The sequence below is a fragment of the Pseudomonas sp. SCA2728.1_7 genome (assembly GCF_018138145.1).
GTDB lineage: Bacteria > Pseudomonadota > Gammaproteobacteria > Pseudomonadales > Pseudomonadaceae > Aquipseudomonas > Aquipseudomonas koreensis_A.
The window spans coordinates 5873281-5893422 of the sequence record NZ_CP073104.1; the positions used below are offsets into that span (position 1 = coordinate 5873281).

Annotated in this window: 17 protein-coding genes and 6 tRNA genes; 14 read left to right on the forward strand and 9 right to left on the reverse strand. The window is 58.6% G+C overall.

The window, feature by feature from the left end; all coding sequences use genetic code 11:
* Positions 1–57 precede the first annotated feature (57 nt).
* The gene (locus tag KBP52_RS26270; protein ID WP_077574100.1) at positions 58–1062 is read right to left on the reverse strand and encodes an NADP-dependent oxidoreductase; all 1005 of its coding nucleotides are present in this window, start codon (positions 1060–1062) and stop codon (positions 58–60) included.
* A 238-nt stretch (positions 1063–1300) separates the two neighbouring features.
* Here KBP52_RS26270 and KBP52_RS26275 point away from each other — a divergent pair, with 238 nt between their 5' ends.
* The 3 genes from KBP52_RS26275 (at position 1301) to KBP52_RS26285 (ending at position 5732) form a co-directional block, all read left to right on the forward strand.
* A complete protein-coding gene (locus KBP52_RS26275; protein WP_016983635.1) occupies positions 1301–2062 on the forward strand; it encodes an SDR family oxidoreductase in 762 nt (253 codons plus the stop codon).
* Positions 2063–2254: 192 nt separating this feature from the next.
* Positions 2255–3655 (forward strand): PLP-dependent aminotransferase family protein, encoded by a 1401-nt coding sequence (locus KBP52_RS26280; protein ID WP_212621294.1) that lies wholly within the window; start codon positions 2255–2257, stop codon positions 3653–3655.
* 109 nt (positions 3656–3764) lie between these two features.
* Entirely contained in the window at positions 3765–5732 is a 1968-nt protein-coding gene (locus KBP52_RS26285; protein ID WP_212621295.1) for a methyl-accepting chemotaxis protein, read from the forward strand.
* A 100-nt stretch (positions 5733–5832) separates the two neighbouring features.
* On the opposite strand, the gene KBP52_RS26290 is transcribed toward KBP52_RS26285, so the two are convergent.
* Positions 5833–7134 (reverse strand): IS4 family transposase, encoded by a 1302-nt coding sequence (locus KBP52_RS26290; protein WP_077573192.1) that lies wholly within the window; start codon positions 7132–7134, stop codon positions 5833–5835.
* A gap of 692 nt (positions 7135–7826) precedes the next feature.
* A complete protein-coding gene (locus KBP52_RS26295) occupies positions 7827–8585 on the reverse strand; it encodes a hypothetical protein (RefSeq protein WP_177412574.1) in 759 nt (252 codons plus the stop codon).
* A 384-nt stretch (positions 8586–8969) separates the two neighbouring features.
* Here KBP52_RS26295 and KBP52_RS26300 point away from each other — a divergent pair.
* The 6 genes from KBP52_RS26300 (at position 8970) to KBP52_RS26325 (ending at position 9593) form a co-directional block, all read left to right on the forward strand.
* Positions 8970–9045: transfer RNA gene (locus tag KBP52_RS26300), tRNA-Glu, on the forward strand.
* Positions 9046–9047: 2 nt separating this feature from the next.
* A tRNA-Gly gene (locus KBP52_RS26305) sits at positions 9048–9123 on the forward strand.
* Positions 9124–9227: 104 nt separating this feature from the next.
* Positions 9228–9303: transfer RNA gene (locus KBP52_RS26310), tRNA-Glu, on the forward strand.
* A gap of 3 nt (positions 9304–9306) precedes the next feature.
* A tRNA-Gly gene (locus KBP52_RS26315) sits at positions 9307–9382 on the forward strand.
* 57 nt (positions 9383–9439) lie between these two features.
* Positions 9440–9515 (forward strand) — tRNA-Glu (locus KBP52_RS26320).
* 2 nt (positions 9516–9517) lie between these two features.
* A tRNA-Gly gene (locus tag KBP52_RS26325) sits at positions 9518–9593 on the forward strand.
* Positions 9594–9721: 128 nt separating this feature from the next.
* On the opposite strand, the gene KBP52_RS26330 is transcribed toward KBP52_RS26325, so the two are convergent.
* The 3 genes from KBP52_RS26330 to KBP52_RS26340 all read right to left on the reverse strand — a co-directional run bounded on the left by KBP52_RS26330 (position 9722) and on the right by KBP52_RS26340 (position 11848).
* A complete protein-coding gene (locus KBP52_RS26330; RefSeq protein ID WP_077574096.1) occupies positions 9722–10360 on the reverse strand; it encodes a LysE family translocator in 639 nt (212 codons plus the stop codon).
* Between the two features lies 1 nt (position 10361).
* Positions 10362–11132, reverse strand: a complete 771-nt coding sequence (locus tag KBP52_RS26335; protein ID WP_077574095.1) for a 2OG-Fe(II) oxygenase — start codon at positions 11130–11132, stop codon at positions 10362–10364.
* 89 nt (positions 11133–11221) lie between these two features.
* Entirely contained in the window at positions 11222–11848 is a 627-nt protein-coding gene (locus KBP52_RS26340) for an alanyl-tRNA editing protein (RefSeq protein WP_123594410.1), read from the reverse strand.
* Positions 11849–11938: 90 nt separating this feature from the next.
* Here KBP52_RS26340 and KBP52_RS26345 point away from each other — a divergent pair, with 90 nt between their 5' ends.
* Positions 11939–12937 carry a LysR family transcriptional regulator gene (locus KBP52_RS26345; protein ID WP_077574093.1) on the forward strand — a complete coding sequence of 333 codons (999 nt, stop codon included), beginning with the start codon at positions 11939–11941 and terminating at the stop codon, positions 12935–12937.
* A 110-nt stretch (positions 12938–13047) separates the two neighbouring features.
* Here the strand turns inward: KBP52_RS26345 and KBP52_RS26350 are convergent, their stop codons facing one another.
* The gene (locus tag KBP52_RS26350) at positions 13048–13455 is read right to left on the reverse strand and encodes a PA2817 family protein (protein WP_039760212.1); all 408 of its coding nucleotides are present in this window, start codon (positions 13453–13455) and stop codon (positions 13048–13050) included.
* Positions 13456–13529: 74 nt separating this feature from the next.
* Entirely contained in the window at positions 13530–15977 is a 2448-nt protein-coding gene (locus KBP52_RS26355) for an acyl-CoA dehydrogenase (protein WP_212621296.1), read from the reverse strand.
* A 248-nt stretch (positions 15978–16225) separates the two neighbouring features.
* Here KBP52_RS26355 and KBP52_RS26360 point away from each other — a divergent pair, with 248 nt between their 5' ends.
* The 4 genes from KBP52_RS26360 to KBP52_RS26375 all read left to right on the forward strand — a co-directional run bounded on the left by KBP52_RS26360 (position 16226) and on the right by KBP52_RS26375 (position 19384).
* The gene (locus KBP52_RS26360; protein WP_212621297.1) at positions 16226–16885 is read left to right on the forward strand and encodes a transglutaminase family protein; all 660 of its coding nucleotides are present in this window, start codon (positions 16226–16228) and stop codon (positions 16883–16885) included.
* A gap of 43 nt (positions 16886–16928) precedes the next feature.
* Positions 16929–17552 carry a glutathione S-transferase gene (locus tag KBP52_RS26365; RefSeq protein WP_077574090.1) on the forward strand — a complete coding sequence of 208 codons (624 nt, stop codon included), beginning with the start codon at positions 16929–16931 and terminating at the stop codon, positions 17550–17552.
* Between the two features lie 123 nt (positions 17553–17675).
* Positions 17676–18608 (forward strand): ABC transporter ATP-binding protein, encoded by a 933-nt coding sequence (locus KBP52_RS26370; protein ID WP_137218856.1) that lies wholly within the window; start codon positions 17676–17678, stop codon positions 18606–18608.
* Positions 18605–19384: an ABC transporter permease gene (locus KBP52_RS26375; RefSeq protein ID WP_008087860.1), complete on the forward strand. Its 780-nt coding sequence runs from the start codon at positions 18605–18607 to the stop codon at positions 19382–19384. The genes KBP52_RS26370 and KBP52_RS26375 overlap by 4 nt, the downstream gene beginning before the upstream one ends.
* A gap of 142 nt (positions 19385–19526) precedes the next feature.
* Here KBP52_RS26375 and KBP52_RS26380 read toward each other — a convergent pair whose 3' ends face one another.
* A complete protein-coding gene (locus KBP52_RS26380; RefSeq protein WP_007908202.1) occupies positions 19527–20045 on the reverse strand; it encodes a DUF2062 domain-containing protein in 519 nt (172 codons plus the stop codon).
* Between the last annotated feature and the right edge of the window lie 97 nt (positions 20046–20142).

Genomic DNA, 20142 nt, shown 5'->3' on the forward strand with positions numbered 1-20142 from the left:
TGACTGACACACCGCTATCGCGAGCAGGCTCACTCCTACATTTGTTTTGTGGTGATTTTAGATTTTCAGTACCAACTTGCCAAAATTCTCACCGCTGAACAATTTCATCAGCGTCTCCGGGAAGGTCTCCAGGCCTTCGACGATATCTTCCTTGCTCTTGAGCTGCCCCTTGGCCATCCAGCCGGCCATTTCCTGCGCAGCGCTGGCGTATTGCGCGGCATAGTCCATCACCACGAAGCCTTCCATGCGCGCGCGGTTGACCAGCAGCGACAGGTAGTTGGCCGGGCCTTTGACCGCTTCCTTGTTGTTGTACTGGCTGATCGCGCCGCAGATCACCACGCGCGCCTTCATGTTCAAACGGCTGAGCACGGCATCAAGGATGTCACCGCCAACGTTGTCGAAATACACGTCGACGCCTTTCGGGCATTCGCGTTTAAGCCCGGCTACGACATCTTCGGACTTGTAGTCGATGGCACCGTCAAAGCCCAATTCGTCGATGAGGAATTTGCACTTGTCGGCGCCACCGGCAATGCCAACCACACGGCAACCTTTGATCTTGGCAATCTGCCCGGCAATGCTGCCCACTGCACCCGCAGCGCCGGACAACACTACGGTGTCACCGGCCTTCGGTGCGCCGACATCGAGCAGGGCGAAGTAGGCGGTCATGCCGGTCATGCCCAACGCTGACAAATACACCGGCAACGGCGCCAGTTTCGGATCGACTTTGTAGAAACCTCTTGGTTCGCCGAGGAAGTAATCCTGCACGCCAATGGCACCGTTGACGTAATCCCCGACCGCAAAGCCCGGATTGTTCGAAGCGATGACTTTACCTACGCCCAGCGCGCGCATGACTTCACCGATACCGACCGGCGGGATGTAGGACTTGCCTTCGTTCATCCAGCCGCGCATGGCCGGGTCGAGGGACAGGTATTCGTTTTTGACCAGAATCTGGCCCGCCGCTGGTTCGCCGACCGGTACTTCCTGATAGGTGAAGGTCTCGCGGGTAGCCGCACCCACTGGGCGTTTGGCGAGCAGGAACTGGCGATTGGTCTGGTTGGTCATGGCAGGCACTCGAACGGAATGAAGCCTTGTTGATAGACCCTCGACAGCATTGGCGCAAGGTCGGCTGATGCGGCGAATGCACGCCGATCCAGTGCAGTGATGATCACCTGGCAGGTTTTATCACTGCAACGCATGGGCACCTAAACAGCCATTGGATAGTGCTGACGCTCGGCAGACCTCAATGGCTATGCTGCCACTCTACAAATCCCCCTGCATCCATCCCTTCGAGGACATAACAATGAGCATGACGTTTTCCGGTCAGGTTGCCGTAGTTACCGGCGCGGCCAACGGCATCGGCCGTGCGACCGCGCAGGCGTTCGCCGCCGAAGGCCTGAAAGTGGTGGTCGCCGACCTGGACGCGGCAGGGGGCGAGGGCACGGTGGCGCTGATTCGTACCGCCGGAGGCGAAGCGACCTTCGTGCGCTGCAACGTTACCGTCGAAAGCGAAGTGAAAAATCTGATGGACGAGGTCATCAACACCTACGGCCGTCTCGACTATGCCTTCAACAATGCCGGCATCGAAATCGAAAAAGGCAAACTGGCCGACGGCTCGATGGATGAGTTCGACGCGATCATGGGTGTCAACGTCAAAGGCGTCTGGCTGTGCATGAAGTATCAACTGCCACTGTTGCTGGCGCAGGGCGGCGGGGCGATCGTCAATACCGCCTCGGTAGCCGGGTTGGGCGCGGCGCCGAAGATGAGCATCTACGCGGCGTCGAAGCACGCGGTGATCGGTTTGACCAAATCGGCAGCCATCGAATACGCCAAGAAGAAAATCCGCGTCAACGCGGTGTGCCCGGCGGTGATCGATACCGACATGTTCCGCCGCGCTTATGAGGCCGACCCGAAGAAAGGCGAGTTCGCCAATGCCATGCACCCGGTCGGTCGCATTGGCAAAGTCGAGGAAATTGCCAGTGCCGTGTTGTACCTGTGCAGCGACGGTGCCGCATTTACCACCGGCCACTCGCTGGCAGTGGACGGCGGCGTCACCGCATTCTGAATAAAGCGCCAGAAAAAACCGCCCGCATTCATTGCGGGCTTTTTTTGTGGGGCACGGTCAGTTCCGTGAAGTCCCTTAAACAATGTGTATCAAACGGTTAGAACGGTCGCTTTTGGCGGCGTTGTCGCACAGCCTGTCCGGCGCGGCTGTGATTTACTGCCGCCAGCAAAACGGACAGGAGTTTGCTTGCTCATGGAATTGAGAATTGATCGACAGGCAATGGTGCCGGTCGTGCAGCAGATTGTTGACGGACTGACCGAGTGGATCCTGCAAAGTGGCGTACCGCCGGCCACCCGTTTGCCCTCCGTGCGGCAAATTGCCCGGGGCAACCTGCTCAGCCAGTCGTGTGTGGTCGAGGCGTGTGAACGGCTGGTATCGCAGGGCATTCTGAGCTCATGCCAAGGCACCGGATTCAGTGTCGCCGCCTCGCCATCGACACTCGGCGCAGAGGATGAATTGGCGCCATTCGAAGGCCGGTTTGCCTGGTGCGATGCCGTCTGCGAGGCCGCAGGTGGCTTGAATCTTGGTGGCGGCGGACTGCCGCAAAGCTGGCGCGAGCCTGACGACCTCAGTTATGCCCTGCGCGAGGTGGCGCGCACCGACATGGCCAGCCTGTTCAACTACAGCACGCCCCTGGGTCTCCCAGCGTTGCGCGAGCAAATTGCCAAACGCCTGAAGCTGTTCAGTATCGAGGCCCGCAGTTCGCAGCTGCTGAGTACCGGCGGCGCCAGCCATGCGCTGGATCTGATCGTGCGCACCTTGTTCAAGGCCGGAGACTGCGTGGTGGTCGAAACGCCGGGGTACGCGCCGCTGTTTGATCTGCTGCGCCTGCATGGCGTGCGTATGCTTGAGGTGAGCCGAACCCCGAACGGGCCGGATATCGAAGCGCTGGAGACTTTGCTGCAACAGTTTCGGCCCGGTGCGTTGTTCATCAACAGTCATCATCACAACCCTACAGGCAGTTGCCTGTCGCCGAGCGTGGCGCAACGCATCCTGCAACTGAGCAAAGCCTACGATCTGCGTGTGATCGAAGATGACGTCTACGCGGACTTGCATACCGGTAACGGTACGCGACTGGCGGCGCTGGACGATGGTGGGCGAGTCATCTACGTGGGCAGTTTTTCCAAGACGCTGAGCAGTTCCTTGCGGGTCGGGTTCGTCTTCGCCGACAGCGACATTGTCAGGCGCCTGGCGCAGGTCAAAATGATCAGCGGGCTGGGGGTGTCGAGGTTTTCCGAGGCCGTGTTGGCCAGCCTGATGGTCAGTGGCGCTTACCGCAAACTGGTGCAACGCCAGCGTCAACGGCTGAATGCCGATCGCGCGGCCGCGTTGCAGGCGCTGGAGGACGCCGATTGGGAGGTTTTCGGCAAGCCTGCGGGTGGCTTGTTCATCTGGGCGCGCTCGCGCATGAGCGATCAGATTCGGGTGCGCCGGCAGGCTCAACGCTACGGTGTGTTGCTGTCAGCGCCTGATACCTTCAGCCCCAGTGGCGAGTCGAGCGATTGGCTGCGCATCAACGTCGCCTACGCGTGTGATCCACGCGCCCGGCAGTTTTTTCGCCACACCGGTTCGGATCGACCTCAAGCGTTCTGAAAACGACGCAGGCGTAGCTTTTTGCCATTATTCCGACGCCAGAGACTTGTGCCGGTGGATGGCCGTTGCGACTCTTCGCTCTACTGACAATGGCAGGGGACTACGCGCAATGATTTCGGCCATGCAAGGACGTTTTGCCAACCTCGGTATGGCAAAAAAACTGGGTATCGGGTTTGTGCTGGTTTTGCTCCTCACGGCGCTGGTGGCAGCTATTGGCGTCTGGTCCCTGCAAACCATCAGTCAGCGTTTCGACGGGCTGAAACAGATGTCTTCGCTCAACAGCAGCCTGCTCAAAGTGCGCCTGCTCGAGCAGGAGTATGCCTTGCGAGGCGATCCGAAAACGGCCGATGCCTTGCGTAAGGGCGTCGACGAACTAGTTGCTCTGGCTGATCAGCTCAAGGCGCAGTCGGTGGCCAATGTGCCGGTCATGAATGATGTGCAGCAGTCGCTCGGCGCTTATCGCAAAGCGTTCGACGAGTTTGTCTCGTTGACTCAGGCCAAGGATCTTGCGCTGGAAATGGCCAGTTGGTCGGTGTCCAGTGTCGCCAACAACCTCGACGTGTTGCAGGCCGGGCTTGCCGACGACGGTGCTTATACCTTGAAGGACACCGAGGGCAAGGACGGTGCGCAGTTCATTGAGCAGGCCGGTCAGGTCAGTCAGGTGTCGCGGTTGATGCTGCAAGCGATGAACGAAGCGCGGATTCGCCTCGATCAAAGCCGCAAGGGCGATGCCGACAGTGCTGGCAAGGGCAATATCGAACAGGCCGCACAGGCTCAGGCCCAGGCCGAAGAACTTAAAACTACGGTCAAGGATGAGGGTTACCTGACTGTACTCAATGAGGTGTCCGGGCATATCGCCGGTTTCAACGACAAACTGGCCGAGTACACCGGCTTGCTCGTCCAGGAAAAAACCGTCTACGAGCAATTGCACCAGCGCGCCAACGAGGTGGTCGAGCGGGTGAATCAGGCTTATGTTGCTGAAGATGGCGCGATGCAGGCGGAACTGAAGAAAAACTCGCTGTTGATCATTGGTTCATCGGCGTTGGCTTTGCTCGTCGGGTTGCTCGCTGCGTGGCTGATCACCCGACTGATCGTCGCGCCATTGCGCAGCGTGATTCAGGTTGCCCAGCAGATTGCCGCCGGCGACTTGAGTGCGACCGTTGAGGTGACCCGGCGCGACGAGATCGGTCAGTTGATGCTGGCGATGCAACAGATGGGCGCGGGTCTGAGCACCATCGTCAGCGGTTTGCAGGCGGGGATCGAGCGACTGGCCAGTTCAGCGCAATCGTTGTCGGCGGTCACCGAGCAGACCAACCTTGAGGTCAGCAGCCAGAAGGAAGAAACCGAGCAGGTCGCCACGGCAATGAACCAGATGACCGCCACTGTGCATGACGTGGCGCGCAATGCCGAAGAAGCGGCGCTGGCCGCGCAGACGGCGGATGACAAGGTCGAGAGTGGTCAGCAGGTGGTGCGCCAGAGCATGGCGCGCATCGAGCAGTTGGCTGATTCGGCGACGTCGGCCAGTTCGAGCATCGAAAGCCTCAGTGCTGAAATCCAGAATATCGGCACGGTGCTGGGGGTGATCAAAAGCGTTGCTGAACAGACTAATTTACTGGCGTTGAATGCCGCGATCGAGGCGGCCCGGGCCGGGGAGCAGGGCAGGGGCTTTGCGGTGGTGGCCGATGAGGTACGTGCGCTGGCTCGGCGCACGCAGCAATCGACTGAGGAAATTGAACGGCTGGTCAGTGCCTTGCGCTTGGCGGCGCATTCGTCGGTGCAGCAGATTCAGAGCAGCGGGGAGTTGGTGAAGCTGGCGGTCAGTGATGCGTTGCAGACTGAGAGTGCGCTGGGGAGTATTGCGGCGGCGGTGTCGTTGATTCAGCAGATGAATCAGCAGATTGCGGCGGCGGCCGAGGAGCAGAGTTCGGTGGCGGAGGAGATCAACCGCAGTGTGACGAGTATTCGTGCGAGTGCGGATCAGTCGTCGATCGCGATGCGTGGGAATGCGGCTTCGAGTGTTGAGTTGGCGCAGTTGGGGAGTGAGTTGCGTGGGATGGTTGGGCATTTTCGGCTTTGACGCTTGGCGGCCTTTGGGCCGGCCATGCTCTTGGGGTTTGGGTGTATATCCGTTTTTTCGAGTGCTGCTGCCGGCGGTTCCGCTCTTACAGCCATCCCTTTCAAGGTCTTTTCGTTTTGGCAGCCTTGATAACTCTGTCCGTTGAAACATGAGCATGGACCGCTGTGCCTTGAACCCATGTCTTGGGTTTAGGCACCTTGGGACCGCGGGGGCTTTTCGCAACTTGTTTGGGCTGGATGTTTCTGGCCAACTCCAACAGGCGTTGGGCCAGTTGCTCCAGAGGGACAACGGGAAGATATTCTGAGGGCAGTGCAATCTGCATTCCCTCATAACCACTCCTGACCTGAACCGCCAAGTGATAGATGGAAGCTTCCCATCCTTCAGGTTGAGTCTCCCGGTGAGCTTGCTCGACACTTCGTTTGAGGACGGCCAGGACGTTGTAGGCCAATACCGCAGTAGCGAACCCGAGCAAGGCAGCCTTCGGGCTGCCAAGGGTTTCGATTTCACTTTCCAGAATCGCTTCCAGTCGCTGGAACATACCTTCAATGCTCCAGCGGCGGCGATAGAGCTCTGCGATCTGCTGTGCACTGACGCTCTGGGGTAGGTTGCTCCAGAACATCAAGCTGCTGTCTCCCGAGTCCGTTGGAGAATGAAGCGTCAGCTCGACCCGCCGACATTGGTAACCGCCTCTGACCTGGATGATCTGCTCGCGCACAGTGCCTGTTTCCACAGGTACCGGCTCTTGCCACTCACCTTCTTGAATCAAGCGTGGATGCTTGGCTTGCTGGCGAATGACAAAGGACGTCTGGGCCTGCTCACAAGCTTCCATGACCGGGAGCGTGCAATAGAGTCGATCAGCCAGCCACACCTGGCCCGGCTCGGCACTGGCCAATAGAGGCAGCACACACACTCGCTCGCTTGCGTAGGCATCCTCACACGCCTGAAGGTCGATGACCTGATCCAGGTCCGGGTCGTAAGCCACCACCGAAAAGCCGGGACGAGCAGCACCGCGCTCGTGGCGTAAAGCCCCCAAGCGTTTCTCAGTAGATGCCAAGTGATTACCGTCCACTATCCGAATCTGCCAACCCGGCAGCATCGCCGTACAACCCAGCTGTTTGATGGTTGGAGCCAGGCGTTGTGCACAGCCTGTAACCAGAGCGCGCAACAGCGCGGGTTCGGTACGACTGATCTTGTCGTAGAGAGCCGCCAAACTGACAGGAAGATCTTCCAGTTGCCGCGCGGCGGCGTGCAGGGATGGCTTCAAGCCCAATGAAACAAGGGACATCAGCTTGACGATGGTCGAGAACAGTAGCTCACGAGAATACTGCCGTTGCCGATGCTCTTCGAAAACCTGATCGACCCACTCAGGGGCAATAGCCTGCTCCAGCGCCAATTTAGCCATGACACTGGCGGGTGCTTTTTTCTCGAAACGCGCTAGAACATCGGCCCACATCGTTTGGGATCCCTGAATGAAATTTCAGGGGATTTTACCGAAGACCTTGAAAGGGATGGCTCTTACAGCGGGTCACTTTTGGCAAACGCCCCAAAAGTAACCAAAAGGTCTGCGCCCTGACGTTCGGCCCGCTCGCTGGGGCTCGGGGTTCCTTCGCTCCGTGATTAATCCGGGGGCATCGCCTACGGTTTGCTTCGCTGCACCTCCTCTCGATGTGTTCGACTTCGTCGAACGGTCGCTGCGCTCCCACCCCCGGATCAATCCCTCCACTCAGCCTGCCGACGGGCCTTAAGATCAAGAGCTGCAGCCGAGCTAACGCTCATCCTGTTGAGTGGTGAGAAGCGGAAGCGGTTGTGAGGTGGGCGTTGTTTTTGCTTTTCTGTGGGAGCGAGCCTGCTCGCGAAGGCGGCCTGACAGCCGACCAATCCTCTATCGGATGTACTCAGTCCCAATGTAGGAGTGAGCCTGCTCGCGATCGCGGCCTGACAGCCGACCAATCCTCTATCGGATGTACTCAGTCCCAATGTGGGAGCGAGCCTGCTCGCGAAAGCGGCCTCACATTCACCGGTTTTCTATCAGGTTCACTCCCGCGAGCCGACAAAAAAGCCACCTCTCGGTGGCTTCTTTTTCAACCTCTGCAATCAGTCGTAAATCACTTTCTTCTTCCAGTCGGCATCGGCCTCGGCATCTTTGAGGCCGGCGGTCAGTTGGTTCTCTTCACCTTCAACCGGTGCAATTTTGTCCATGACCTGGGCGTTGGCGCGGGCCAGTAGTTTTTCCAGGTATTGCAGTTGTTCTGCGTACATCTGCGGATCCTGCTGTTTGCGCAGGTATTGCACGCCGCGTTCGAAGGCGAGGCGGGCCTGGCCTGGCTGGTTTTGTTGCAGGGACTGTTGGCCGAGGTTGTTGAAGAACTCGATGTGCAGCAGCACCAGAATGTGGCGGACTTCGCGGATCCAGTGTTTGGCTTCGTTCGGCGGCAGGAATCCGTCGTGGGCGGCGCGGGTGATCTGGCCGTGGAGGGCTTCGAGCAGGAATCGCACGTCTTTGGCTTTGGCTTCGGTCAGGATCGGTGCCGGTGGGTTGTTGACCGGGATCGATTCACCTTGGGCGACGAGGGCGCTCAGTTCGGTGATGCGCGCTTTGGTGGTGGCGCTGGTTTTTTCCAGGTTCAGCAGGCGCTGGCAGACGTTCAGTTCCAGACGGGTCAGCAGCAGCTTGAGGGCCGGGGTCATGAACTGGCCCGGGAAGGTTTCGGTCAGTTCGCCGCAGCGGCGCAGGCGGTCGTTGAGTTCGACCTTGGTGCGGGCCTTCTCCAGTTTGTTGTTTTCCACCACATGGTTCATGTAGCCAATGGCGATCAGAATTGCGATCCCGGCTATGACAAGCAGGGTGATCATGAGTGGTGTCACCGGTAAGACCTCTTTATAGGGTTCGCATGCGAGTGTAGTGGCTGGGCATTTAACCGCCTAGCGCCGCTCGACGAGTTGGATCGGCAGGTTCAATCTGTATCGGCCGCACGCTGCTTATATGAATGCTGGCGCTGCGGGTGCAGATTGCCATCACTGTGCGGTGGACTATAACGTCTTGGCGAGTGGCAGAATATAGGCGTCAATCGTCGGGCGACGGAAAAGCCTGATTGCCGCCGTAAAGCAGGTCGAAGTCATTGATTTAAATAAATTTATATCAAGGGGTTGACGACCTCTCAATCCATCCATAGAATGCGCGCCACTTGCAGCGTAAAGCACACAGCGAAGCGCGGCAGGGAGTGAATGTTGTAGTGTGTCCCCTTCGTCTAGTGGCCTAGGACACCGCCCTTTCACGGCGGTAACAGGGGTTCGAGTCCCCTAGGGGACGCCAATGCGGGAATAGCTCAGTTGGTAGAGCACGACCTTGCCAAGGTCGGGGTCGCGAGTTCGAGTCTCGTTTCCCGCTCCAATTTTAAACAGTAGCGCTTTCGGGCGGTGCTGAGTGAAACCAGAACCAAGTCTTCGGACAAGGATCTGGACACCGAAACACACACCATGTGTTCCGGGTAGCGTGTCCCCTTCGTCTAGTGGCCTAGGACACCGCCCTTTCACGGCGGTAACAGGGGTTCGAGTCCCCTAGGGGACGCCATTTGCGGGAATAGCTCAGTTGGTAGAGCACGACCTTGCCAAGGTCGGGGTCGCGAGTTCGAGTCTCGTTTCCCGCTCCAAATTCTAAAGACGCCGCTCAGTGAGCGGCGTTTTTATTAGTGAAAGTTGTAGCCTGTGTCCCCTTCGTCTAGTGGCCTAGGACACCGCCCTTTCACGGCGGTAACAGGGGTTCGAGTCCCCTAGGGGACGCCATTGCGGGAATAGCTCAGTTGGTAGAGCACGACCTTGCCAAGGTCGGGGTCGCGAGTTCGAGTCTCGTTTCCCGCTCCATATTCACAAAAACGCCGCTCAACAGAGCGGCGTTTTTGTATGCGCGTGATTTGTGTTTGTGCCATCAGGTCATGAAGAAAAAGGCCCGTCGAAGCGATTCGATGGGCCTTTTTGCGTTTTCCGTCTGTTTACCAGGACAGCATCAAGCGCCCGGCAAACAGAATCAGCACCACGCCCATGGTGCGTTCGAACCAATGTCCCATGCGCATGAACAGCACTCGAACCCGACTGCTCGAGAAAAACAGCGCGACCACGACAAACCACAGCGCATTCACAAAACACATCCACAGTCCGTAAAAGGCCTGGATTTGCAGTGGCGTGCTGGCGCTGATGATCGTTGTGAAAATAGCCAGGAAAAACAGCGTGGCCTTGGGGTTGGTCGCATTGGTCAGAAACCCGGTGCTGAAGGCTTTGAACAGGGTTTGTTCAACCACCGGCTCCTCGCTGGTTTTCTCACCTTCAATGGCCGATTTGGGTTTGCTGCGCAACAGGCTGACACCCAAATACAGGATGTAAGCACCGCCAACCACTTTGGCCACGGTCAGCAACCACGGGGTGGTGTGCATCAATGCGCCCACACCGAGCAGCGTGTACAGCACGTGTACGGAAATCCCCGCGCCAATACCCAGCGCCGTGCAAATCCCCACCAGTCGGCCGAATCGAACGCTTTGGCGAATGGTGACCGCGAAGTCGGGGCCGGGAGCAACCACGGCCAGAAAGTGAATGGTAGCCAGCGCCAGAAACTCGCCCAGATAATTCGAATACATCTCAGCTCCAGTAGGTCAGGGGTGAAGCATTGCCGCGATAGCCGACAAAAAAGGAAAGACTCAAACGCGGATCGGCCACGCCCGGGGTCACCGAGTGCATGCGCCGCGAATTGAACATGATGAAATCGCCGGGTTGCGGTCGGACTTCGAGGGTGGGTGGGCCGAGCAGCGCCGGTTCAATGCCGTAGCTGTCGCCACGCATCTCGTCGAATTGATCCGGGCTGATGTCGTCGTCCCACATCTGCAGCGCGCCGCCCTCGGTCGGCATGTTCAGATAGACGTTGCAAGCGAACTGCGCCTCCAGGCTGCGGGCCTGGAAGCTGTCCGGGGCGTCTTTGGCGAAGATGTCGTGGTGGGCGAGGAAGCACACGCCGGGTTTCACCACTCGCGAAAGGCCGACATACATTTTCCGTCCATAGAGGTTTTCCAGGTGCGCACCGGCCGGCCAGGACTCGTCGAGCATGCAGCGCAAGGTGTCGATCGGTGAAGAGTAGGGCGCGCAGCGATTGCGCAGTTCGGCGATGTTGCTGGTGGCGCGTTCGAAGTAATCCTCGATCAGCAGCGGCTGGTTTTCCGCCTCGTAAAAGGCCATGCCGATGCGGCCGATACTCGGTGCGTTGATGTAACCCTCAAAGCCTGGAGCGAGAATCTTGTCGCCAATCTGAATGGCCAGCGGCTCCGGCAAAAAGCCTTTGACGCGGATGGCGAGGACTTCTTCGTTGGCCAGTTTTTTTATGCACGTCTCATCGAGACGCTCGACGTCTAGCATCATTTTTTTTAGGTCCATCTATCGATAGTCTACGGAAGCTGCGAGTGCAGTTCCCCGGCGTCGGACGCTGCGTGAGGCAACGTCCGGAATGCTCAATCCACGCTGTAGTGGACGGACAGCGTGCCTTTCTTCTGCGAAAGGGACGCGATCGTGACTGTGCCCAGATCCTTCAGGCTACGTACATGGGTGCCGCCGCAGCCATAAGCCGGGAGTTCACCGAAACCGATCTCCCGCGCACCTTCGCGCAGCGAGGTCAGGCGGGGTAGATCGTGTTCGATCCACTGGCCGATGCCGCACTGAACGGTCTCGGCGTCGACTTCCTGCGCGGCATCACCGGGTTTGAATTGCACGCGACCTTCATCCGGCCAGTGGTGGGCCTTGATCGGCATCCAGCCCATGGCCTGAACGAAATGCCCGATCAGGTGGCCGGCTGAATGCATGCGCGTATTGAACCGGCGACGCTCTTCGTCAACACGAATACAGGTCATGCCGAGCTTTACCGGTCGGTCGACAAAATGAATGATCCGCTCCGGCTCCTGCACTACACGCAGTACCTGGCTTTCGCCGATCCAGCCGGTATCACATGGCTGACCGCCGCCTTGCGGATGAAACAGTGTGGCGCGCAATACCACGGCGAATTCGTGCTCTTGGGGCGTGCAGTCGAGGACTTCCACATTGGCCTTGAGGTCATCACTATGGAAAAAGAGGCGAAGCGTCATATTCCATGCCCTTATTAAAGTTTCTGTTTTTATTATATGAATCGTGCAATAACGTGATAATCCGTTCAAACATCAAAGGACTTGTGCGCTGTGAGCATCAATCTGCCGCTACCGCTGCTCGGTGAAATGGCGATTTTCGTCAAGGTTGTGGAGACCGGCAGCTTCTCTGAAGCCGCTCGGCAACTGGGCTCATCGCCGTCAGCGGTGAGCCGTAGTATTTCGCGGCTGGAAAAAGCCTTGGCCACGCGGTTGTTGCAGCGCACCACGCGCAAGCTGCGTTTGAGTGATGGTGGAGAAGAGGTTTTCAAGCGTTGTCAGGAAATGGTCAGCGCGGCGAAATCGGTGATGGAAATCAGCGGCCAGTTCACCCATGAAGCGGAAGGGCTCGTGCGGGTCAGCGTACCGAAAGCGGTAGGTCGCTTCGTGATTCATCCGCACATGCCCGAGTTTCTGCGACGCTATCCCAAGGTCGATGTCGAGTTGCTGCTGGAAGATCGCCAGGTCGATTTGATCGACGACCATGTCGATCTGGCGATTCGAATCACCGATCGACCACCGGCCGGGCTGGTCGGGCGGCAATTGCTGACCATCGATCATTTGCTCTGTGCCACGCCGCAATACCTGGCTGAGCACGGCACACCGACCCACCCCCATGATTTGCTCAATCACAGTTGTATCTATCTGGGTGAAACCCCCAGTGATGCACGCTGGAAATTCAAGAAAGGCAGCAAGGCAGTGACGGTGGGTGTGCGCGGTCGCTATGCCGCCAATCACACGGGCGTGCGCTTGGGCGCGGTGTTGCAGCACATCGGCATTGGCAGCCTGCCGTATTTCACTGCCCGTTACGCACTTGAGCAGAAGTTGATTGTGCAGGTGCTGCCGGACTGGACCTTCCTCGCGTCCTACCATGGCGGACTGTGGTTGCTGCATTCGCCGACGCGCTATCTGCCTCCCAAGTTGCGGGTGTTTATCGACTATCTGGTGGAGTGTCTGCAGAAAGAGCCTACCTTGAGCAAGCCGGGCAAGTCAGGTGGTGCGAGTAACGCAGCCATGGCGTATGAATTACCGGAAAGCGAAGGGCTGCTCTAACGCAGAAGCAAAAGATCGCAGCCTTCGGCAGCTCCTACAGGGGATTGCGTGAGTCCACTGTAGGAGCTGCCGAAGGCTGCGATCTTTTGATTTTCAACCAAACAGTTAAATCAGTGCTTGCTGTCCTGAGCGGACATCGCGAGCAGCTGTTTTTCCTGATTCCAGTCGAACGGTTCGTCGTTCTGTTCAGCTTCGTAACGGCGTTCTTCCAGCGCCTGATACAGGTCGATCTCTTCATCGGACAGGTAGTGCAGGCAGTCACCGGCGAAGAACCACAGCAGATCGCGCGGGATCAGGTGGGCGATTTGCGGGTAACGGCTAATCACTTGAGTCAGGATGTCCTGGCCCAGGTACTGGCTTTCGATCGGGTCGATCGGCAGCGATGCGAGCAGTTCGTCGAAGCGCTCCAGGAACAGGGCATGGCTTTCTTCGGGAACCTGTTCGGCCTCACCTACGGCGACCAGGATGCTGCGCAGGTGGTCGAGCAAAACAAGATGATCGGCAACGACGTTGGACACGAGATAAGTCCTCAAGAGCAAAACGGGCGCGGGAGTATAAAGCTCCTGCGCCCTCTTGGACATGGTTGTCAGGATCAGCGGACTTTGCCCTCTGCCAGTTTCAACTCCTCTTTGTCGAAATCATCGACGTCGATCACCTTGCGTCGCGCCGCTTCGGCATCACGCAGGCTCTGCGCTTCCACCGGTTGCAGCACACCGGCCTCCAGCGCTGCATCGATGGCGTGTTCGCCTGCGGCCGGTTTGACCTGACCGTTTTTTAGCGACGTGTGCAGTTTTTTGTGCAACGGCTGCGCGGCGTTCAGCAAATCGCTGGCATGTTGCAATGCCCCGACCGCATCGTCTGCAGACTGCGGGCGATAGCAACCGGCAAGCAGCTCTTCCAGTGCCGGATCGCCTTTGGCACGACCGATTACGCCAGCCACTTCGGCACCGAGTTTGTCCGACGGGCCTTTGTGACGACGACCAAACGGGAAGACGATGGCGCGCAACAGACAGCCAAACACTTTGTTCGGGAAGTTGCGCAGCAATTCATCCAGCGCCCGTTCCGATTGGCCGAGGCTTTCTTCCATCGCCCAACGGAACAGCGGTTCCATGTACGCCGGCGAATCCAGATCGTGATAGCGCTTGAGCGCGGCTGAGGCCAGATACAGGTTGCTCAACACGTCACCCAAACGTGCCGACAGACGTTCGCGACGCTTCAGTTCGCCACCCAGCAACATCATGCTGAAGTCGGCGAGCATGGCGAACGCTGCCGCCTGACGGTTGAGTGCGCGGAAGTAACCCTGACTGATCTTGTCGCCCGGCGCATGTTCGAAGTGGCCAAAACCCAGGTTCAGCACAAGCGTGCTGGCAGCGTTGCTCACAGCGAAACCGATGTGTTTGAGCAGCAGGCCATCGAACTCTTTCAGCGCCTGATCCTTGTCTTCGCGACCGGCCAGTGCCATTTCCTTCAGTACAAACGGATGGCAGCGAATCGCGCCCTGACCGAAGATCATCAAGTTGCGCGAGAGGATATTCGCGCCTTCCACGGTGATGAAGATCGGCGCACCGTTCCAGCTGCGCCCCAGGTAGTTGTTCGGCCCCATGATGATCGCCTTGCCGCCGTGCACGTCCATGGCGTGGCTGATGCACTCGCGGCCGCGTTCGGTGAGGTGGTACTTGAGGATCGCCGACAGCACCGAAGGTTTTTCGCCCAGGTCCACCGCGTTGGCAGTGAGCATCCGCGCGGCATCCATCATCCATGCGTTGCCGCCGATGCGCGCCATGGCTTCCTGAATACCTTCGAAGGCCGACAGCGGCACATTGAACTGCTCGCGAATCTGCGCGTATTGCCCGGTGACCAGACTGGTGAATTTGGCTGCGCCAGTGCCGACTGCCGGCAACGAAATCGAACGGCCGACCGACAGGCAGTTCATCAGCATCATCCAGCCCTTGCCGAGCATTTCCTGACCGCCGATAAGGAAGTCCAGCGGAATGAACACATCCTTGCCGGAGTTCGGACCGTTCATGAATGCCGCGCCCAGTGGCAGGTGACGACGACCGATTTCCACGCCGGCGGTATCGGTCGGGATCAGCGCCAGGCTGATGCCGAGGTCTTCCTTGTCGCCCAGCAGATGTTCCGGGTCATAGGCCTTGAAAGCCAGGCCGAGCAGGGTCGCAACGGGGCCGAGGGTGATGTAGCGTTTTTCCCAGTTCAGGCGCAGGCCGACGACTTCCTGGCCTTCCCACTGACCTTTGCAGATGATCCCGGTGTCGGGCATCGCACCGGCATCGGAACCCGCGAGCGGTCCGGTGAGGGCGAAGCACGGGATGTCATCGCCACGGGCCAGACGTGGCAGGTAGTGATTGCGTTGTTCGTCGGTGCCGTAGTGCAGCAGCAGTTCGGCCGGGCCGAGGGAGTTCGGCACCATGACGGTGGAGGCGAGGTCACCGCTACGGGTAGCGAGTTTCATCGCCACTTGCGAGTGGGCGTAAGCCGAGAAGCCTTTGCCGCCAAATTCTTTCGGAATGATCAGGGCAAAAAAGCCATGTTCCTTGATGTGCGTCCAAGCTTCGGCCGGCAGGTCCATCGACTGGCCGATCTGCCAGTCAGTGACCATCGCGCAAAGTTCTTCGGTCGGGCCGTCGATGAACGCCTGTTCTTCTTCGCTCAATTGCGCCTTGGGATAGGCCAGCAGTTTGTCCCAGTCCGGACGGCCGCTGAACAGCTCGCCATCCCACCAGACGGTACCGGCGTCGATCGCGTCGCGTTCGGTCTGCGACATCGGCGGCAGGGTTTTCTGGAACCAGTTGAACAGCGGCGCCGTGAAATGCTTGCGGCGCAGGTCAGGCAGCAGCAACGGTGCGGCGACCACCGCCAGCACTACCCAGAACACCAGCAGCAGCCAGCCCGGTGCATGACTGAAAATACCCATCGCCAGCAGGTAGACGGCAACAATGCCCAAGGCCGGCAGAGGGGAAATACGTCGGTGGGCGAGATACGCCACACCAACGATCAAAACCAGTATCCACAACAACAGCATATTCAGTCCTCCGTGAACCAAGGCAAATCGACCCTCCAGAGCTTAGACGGCATCTGTAAAACCGGGTGGTCAGACCAAGGTGATTGAAATCGTGGGAAACCCCGGATGGTTTTCGTAGGTTCGGTGGGCAACGCGCGTGGGAAATCGTTCGCTGATTCCGCGTCTTTGCGTCCAAGTTTGGCCGAAACGTCGTTATCTCTGTGCTGAAGCTGTCGCTAGACTCGGGGCTCACCCAGGAGATTGTCGTCATGCACGAATATCTGAGCCCCGGCCGCTTCATCGATAGTGACCACCCGGCAGTGGTGGAGTTCGCCGAACAACACCGGGGTGCCAGCCGCGATCCGCTCGAGCAGGCGATCAGTCTTTATTACGCCGTGCGTGAGGCGGTGCGCTACAACCCGTACACCTTCAGTCGTGATCCGCAGACCCTGTGCGGCAGTTATGCGCTGGCGACGGGGGAGAGTTATTGCGTGCCCAAAGCCACACTGCTAGCCGGTTGTGCACGGCATTGCGCGATCCCGGCGCGCATTGGTCTGGCCGATGTGCGCAATCACCTGTCGACCCCGCGCCTGCTTGAACTGCTGAAGAGCGACATGTTCGCCATGCACGGTTACACCGAGCTGTTCCTCAATGGACGCTGGGTCAAAGCCACGCCGGCGTTCAACCAGAAGCTCTGCGAGTTGTTCAACGTCGCGCCGCTGGAATTCGACGGCATCAACGACAGCGTTTTTCATCCGTTCAACCGTGACGGGGCGCAGTTGATGGAGTATCTGGTCGATCACGGTCAATTCGCCGATGTCCCGGAAACATTCTTCTTCGAACATCTGCAAAAGTGCTATCCGCACCTGTTCACTGATCTGCAGCCGCAACTGCTGGGTGATATGCAGAGTGATTTGAGCCGTACCTGATCCGGCGTATGCTGCCTGCCCACGCATTTGAAAAGAGGCGGTCATGCTGAAGATCTGGGGACGGAAAAACTCATCGAATGTCAGGAAGCCGTTGTGGGCTGCCGAGGAACTCGGTCTGGCTTACGAGGCGATTGATGCCGGTGGCGCATTCGGCGTGGTCGACACGCCCGAGTACCGGGCGATGAACCCGAACGGCCGGGTGCCGGTGATCGAAGACGACGGTTTCGTGTTGTGGGAATCCAACGCCATCGTCCGCTATCTGCTGGCCAGACATGCGCCCGACAGCCACTGGTATTCGGCGAATCCGCAAACCCGCGCCGTCGCTGACAAGTGGATGGACTGGACCACCTCGAGTTTTGCCGGTCCCTTCCGCACGGTGTTCTGGGGCGTGTTGCGCACGCCAGCGGACAAGCAGGACTGGACGGCAATCAATGCAGCGATCAAGGAATGCAATGAGCTGCTGAGCATGGCCGACAGTGCCTTGGCCAGTCAGCCTTACCTTTCCGGAAAAGACATCGGCATGGGTGATATCCCGCTCGGCAGTTTCATTTATGCCTGGTTCGAGATGCCCATCGAACGCGCGCCGCAAGCGCATCTGCAAGCCTGGTACGAGCGCCTGAAGCAGCGTCCGGCCTACCAGAAAGCCGTCATGACCGCGTTGACTTAATACCTACTATCGACACACTTGACTGTACTTGTACGGCGGCGGCAAGCACCATTGCGCACTTGCGCTGCGGTTCGATCCTTCGCCGCCGTCTCCTTTTTCCCTTCAATGGTGCGTAAATCAGATATGAGTTCCGCTCTGTCCATCCGGCAGCTAACCAAAACCTACGGCAACGGGTTCCAGGCCTTGAGTGGTATCGATCTGGACGTCGCCGAAGGTGACTTTTTCGCCTTGCTCGGCCCCAACGGTGCCGGCAAATCCACGACCATCGGCATTCTTTCGACCCTGGTCAACAAGACCAGCGGCACGGTGAATATCTTCGGTCATGACCTGGACAAGAATCCTGCGCAGCTCAAGCGCTCGATCGGCGTGGTGCCCCAGGAATTCAACTTCAACCAGTTTGAAAAGACCTTCGACATCGTCGTGACCCAGGCCGGTTACTACGGCATTCCGGCGAAAGTTGCCAAGGAGCGCGCCGAGCAATATCTGACCCAGTTGGGCCTGTGGGACAAGCGCGACGTGCCGTCACGTTCGTTGTCCGGCGGCATGAAGCGGCGCTTGATGATCGCTCGTGCGCTGGTACACGAACCACGTCTGCTGATCCTCGATGAACCGACCGCAGGTGTGGATATCGAGCTGCGCCGTTCGATGTGGACGTTCCTCACCGAACTGAACCAGAAAGGCATCACCATCATCCTCACCACGCACTATCTGGAAGAGGCTGAGCAGTTGTGCCGCAACATCGGCATCATCGACCACGGCACCATCGTCGAGAACACCAGCATGAAACAATTGCTGGGCCAGTTGCACGTGGAAACCTTCCTGCTCGACCTGAAAAACGATTTGAACGTCGCGCCGCAATTGCTCGGTTACCCGGCCAGGTTGATCGACAGCCATACCCTGGAAGTCCAGGTCGACAAGTCCATGGGCATCACGGCGTTGTTCACCCAGTTGGCGCAGCAGAACATCGAAGTGCTGAGCCTGCGTAACAAAACCAATCGCCTCGAGGAGCTGTTCGTGTCCCTGGTGGAGAAAAATCTGTCGAAGGTGGCGGTATGAGTTCCGAATTCCGTCCCAACCTCGTCGCCCTTCAGACCATCGTTTACCGCGAGGTCAAACGCTTCACGCGGATCTGGCCGCAAACGCTGCTGCCGCCGGCGATCACCATGGTTCTGTACTTCGTGATCTTCGGCAATCTGATCGGTCGGCAGATCGGTGACATGGGTGGCTTCACCTACATGGAATACATCGTGCCGGGGCTGATCATGATGTCGGTGATCACCAACTCCTACGGCAACGTGGTCTCGAGTTTCTTCGGCAGCAAGTTCCAGCGCTCCATCGAAGAGCTGATGGTGTCGCCGGTGTCGCCGCACACGATTCTGATCGGCTTCACCATTGGCGGCGTGTTGCGTGGACTGATGGTGGGCGTGATCGTGACGATTCTGTCGCTGTTCTTCACCCATTTGCAGGTGCATCACCTCGGTGTGACCATTCTGGTGGTGGTGCTGACGGCGACGATCTTCTCGCTGCTGGGCTTCATCAACGCGGTGTTTGCGCGCAACTTCGATGATATTTCGATTATCCCGACCTTTGTGCTGACGCCGCTGACTTACCTGGGTGGGGTGTTTTACTCGATCACCTTGCTGCCGCCGTTCTGGCAGACCGTGTCGCTGGCCAACCCGGTGCTGCACATGGTCAACGCCTTCCGTTACGGCATTCTCGGTGTGTCGGATATCAAGATCGGTATCGCGATCACCTTTATGCTGGTGGCGACGGTGGTGTTGTATCTCGGTTGTGCACGGTTGCTGGTGAGTGGGCGCGGGATGCGTACCTGACTCCAGACCGAGTCGTGGCCATCGCGAGCAGGCTCACTCCTACAGGGGAACGCATTCCAATGTAGGAGTGAGCCTGCTCGCGATGGGGCAATACAGATGCCACAAATCAAAACGGCCTCCCACTGCGGAGGCCGCTTTGCATTCAGCGCATGCGACTTTTCTTGCGCCGCGCCCATTGCCGCGCGACCCACCAGCGCCAGTACATCATCACCAGGCAATAGGCGAGGGCGCCGAGCACCAACCCCACCACCACCGAGCCGAGCAAGAACGGCTGCCACAACGTCGACAACTCGCCGCTGATCCACTCCCAGGTCAACTCGTCCGGAAGATGCCGGGCAGGCACGTCCATCAAAAACGCCCCGGCCTGATACGTGCAGAAGAATACCGCCGGCATGGTGATCGGATTGGTCAGCCACACCAGGCTGACGGCAATCGGCATGTTCCCCCGCACCATGACGGCGAGTGCGGCGGCCACCAGCATCTGCGCCGGAATCGGCAGGAACGCAGCAAACAGGCCGACCGCCATCGCCCGGGCGACCGAGTGGCGATTGAGGTGCCAGAGGTTCGGGTCATGCAGCAACTTGCCGAGAAAGCGTAAGGATTTGTGTTCCCTGATGCTCGTCGGATCGGGCATGTAACGTTTGAATAAGCGCCGGGGCATAAGGCTTCTCGGTCGGTTAAGGCGGCAAGTATGTCTGGATTCTACGAAGCGCCCATTCAGACTTTGTGACAATTGTTGACGACGCCTGTGCCCGACA

Coding starts and splice junctions, on each gene's coding strand:
- KBP52_RS26270 (WP_077574100.1), bottom strand. CDS start 1,062: ATGACCAACCAGACCAATCGCCAGTTCCTGCTCGCCAAACGCCCAGTG.
- KBP52_RS26275 (WP_016983635.1), top strand. CDS start 1,301: ATGAGCATGACGTTTTCCGGTCAGGTTGCCGTAGTTACCGGCGCGGCC.
- KBP52_RS26280 (WP_212621294.1), top strand. CDS start 2,255: ATGGAATTGAGAATTGATCGACAGGCAATGGTGCCGGTCGTGCAGCAG.
- KBP52_RS26285 (WP_212621295.1), top strand. CDS start 3,765: ATGATTTCGGCCATGCAAGGACGTTTTGCCAACCTCGGTATGGCAAAA.
- KBP52_RS26290 (WP_077573192.1), bottom strand. CDS start 7,134: ATGGCTAAATTGGCGCTGGAGCAGGCTATTGCCCCTGAGTGGGTCGAT.
- KBP52_RS26295 (WP_177412574.1), bottom strand. CDS start 8,585: ATGATCACCCTGCTTGTCATAGCCGGGATCGCAATTCTGATCGCCATT.
- KBP52_RS26330 (WP_077574096.1), bottom strand. CDS start 10,360: ATGTATTCGAATTATCTGGGCGAGTTTCTGGCGCTGGCTACCATTCAC.
- KBP52_RS26335 (WP_077574095.1), bottom strand. CDS start 11,132: ATGATGCTAGACGTCGAGCGTCTCGATGAGACGTGCATAAAAAAACTG.
- KBP52_RS26340 (WP_123594410.1), bottom strand. CDS start 11,848: ATGACGCTTCGCCTCTTTTTCCATAGTGATGACCTCAAGGCCAATGTG.
- KBP52_RS26355 (WP_212621296.1), bottom strand. CDS start 15,977: ATGCTGTTGTTGTGGATACTGGTTTTGATCGTTGGTGTGGCGTATCTC.
- KBP52_RS26360 (WP_212621297.1), top strand. CDS start 16,226: ATGCACGAATATCTGAGCCCCGGCCGCTTCATCGATAGTGACCACCCG.
- KBP52_RS26365 (WP_077574090.1), top strand. CDS start 16,929: ATGCTGAAGATCTGGGGACGGAAAAACTCATCGAATGTCAGGAAGCCG.
- KBP52_RS26370 (WP_137218856.1), top strand. CDS start 17,676: ATGAGTTCCGCTCTGTCCATCCGGCAGCTAACCAAAACCTACGGCAAC.
- KBP52_RS26375 (WP_008087860.1), top strand. CDS start 18,605: ATGAGTTCCGAATTCCGTCCCAACCTCGTCGCCCTTCAGACCATCGTT.
- KBP52_RS26380 (WP_007908202.1), bottom strand. CDS start 20,045: ATGCCCCGGCGCTTATTCAAACGTTACATGCCCGATCCGACGAGCATC.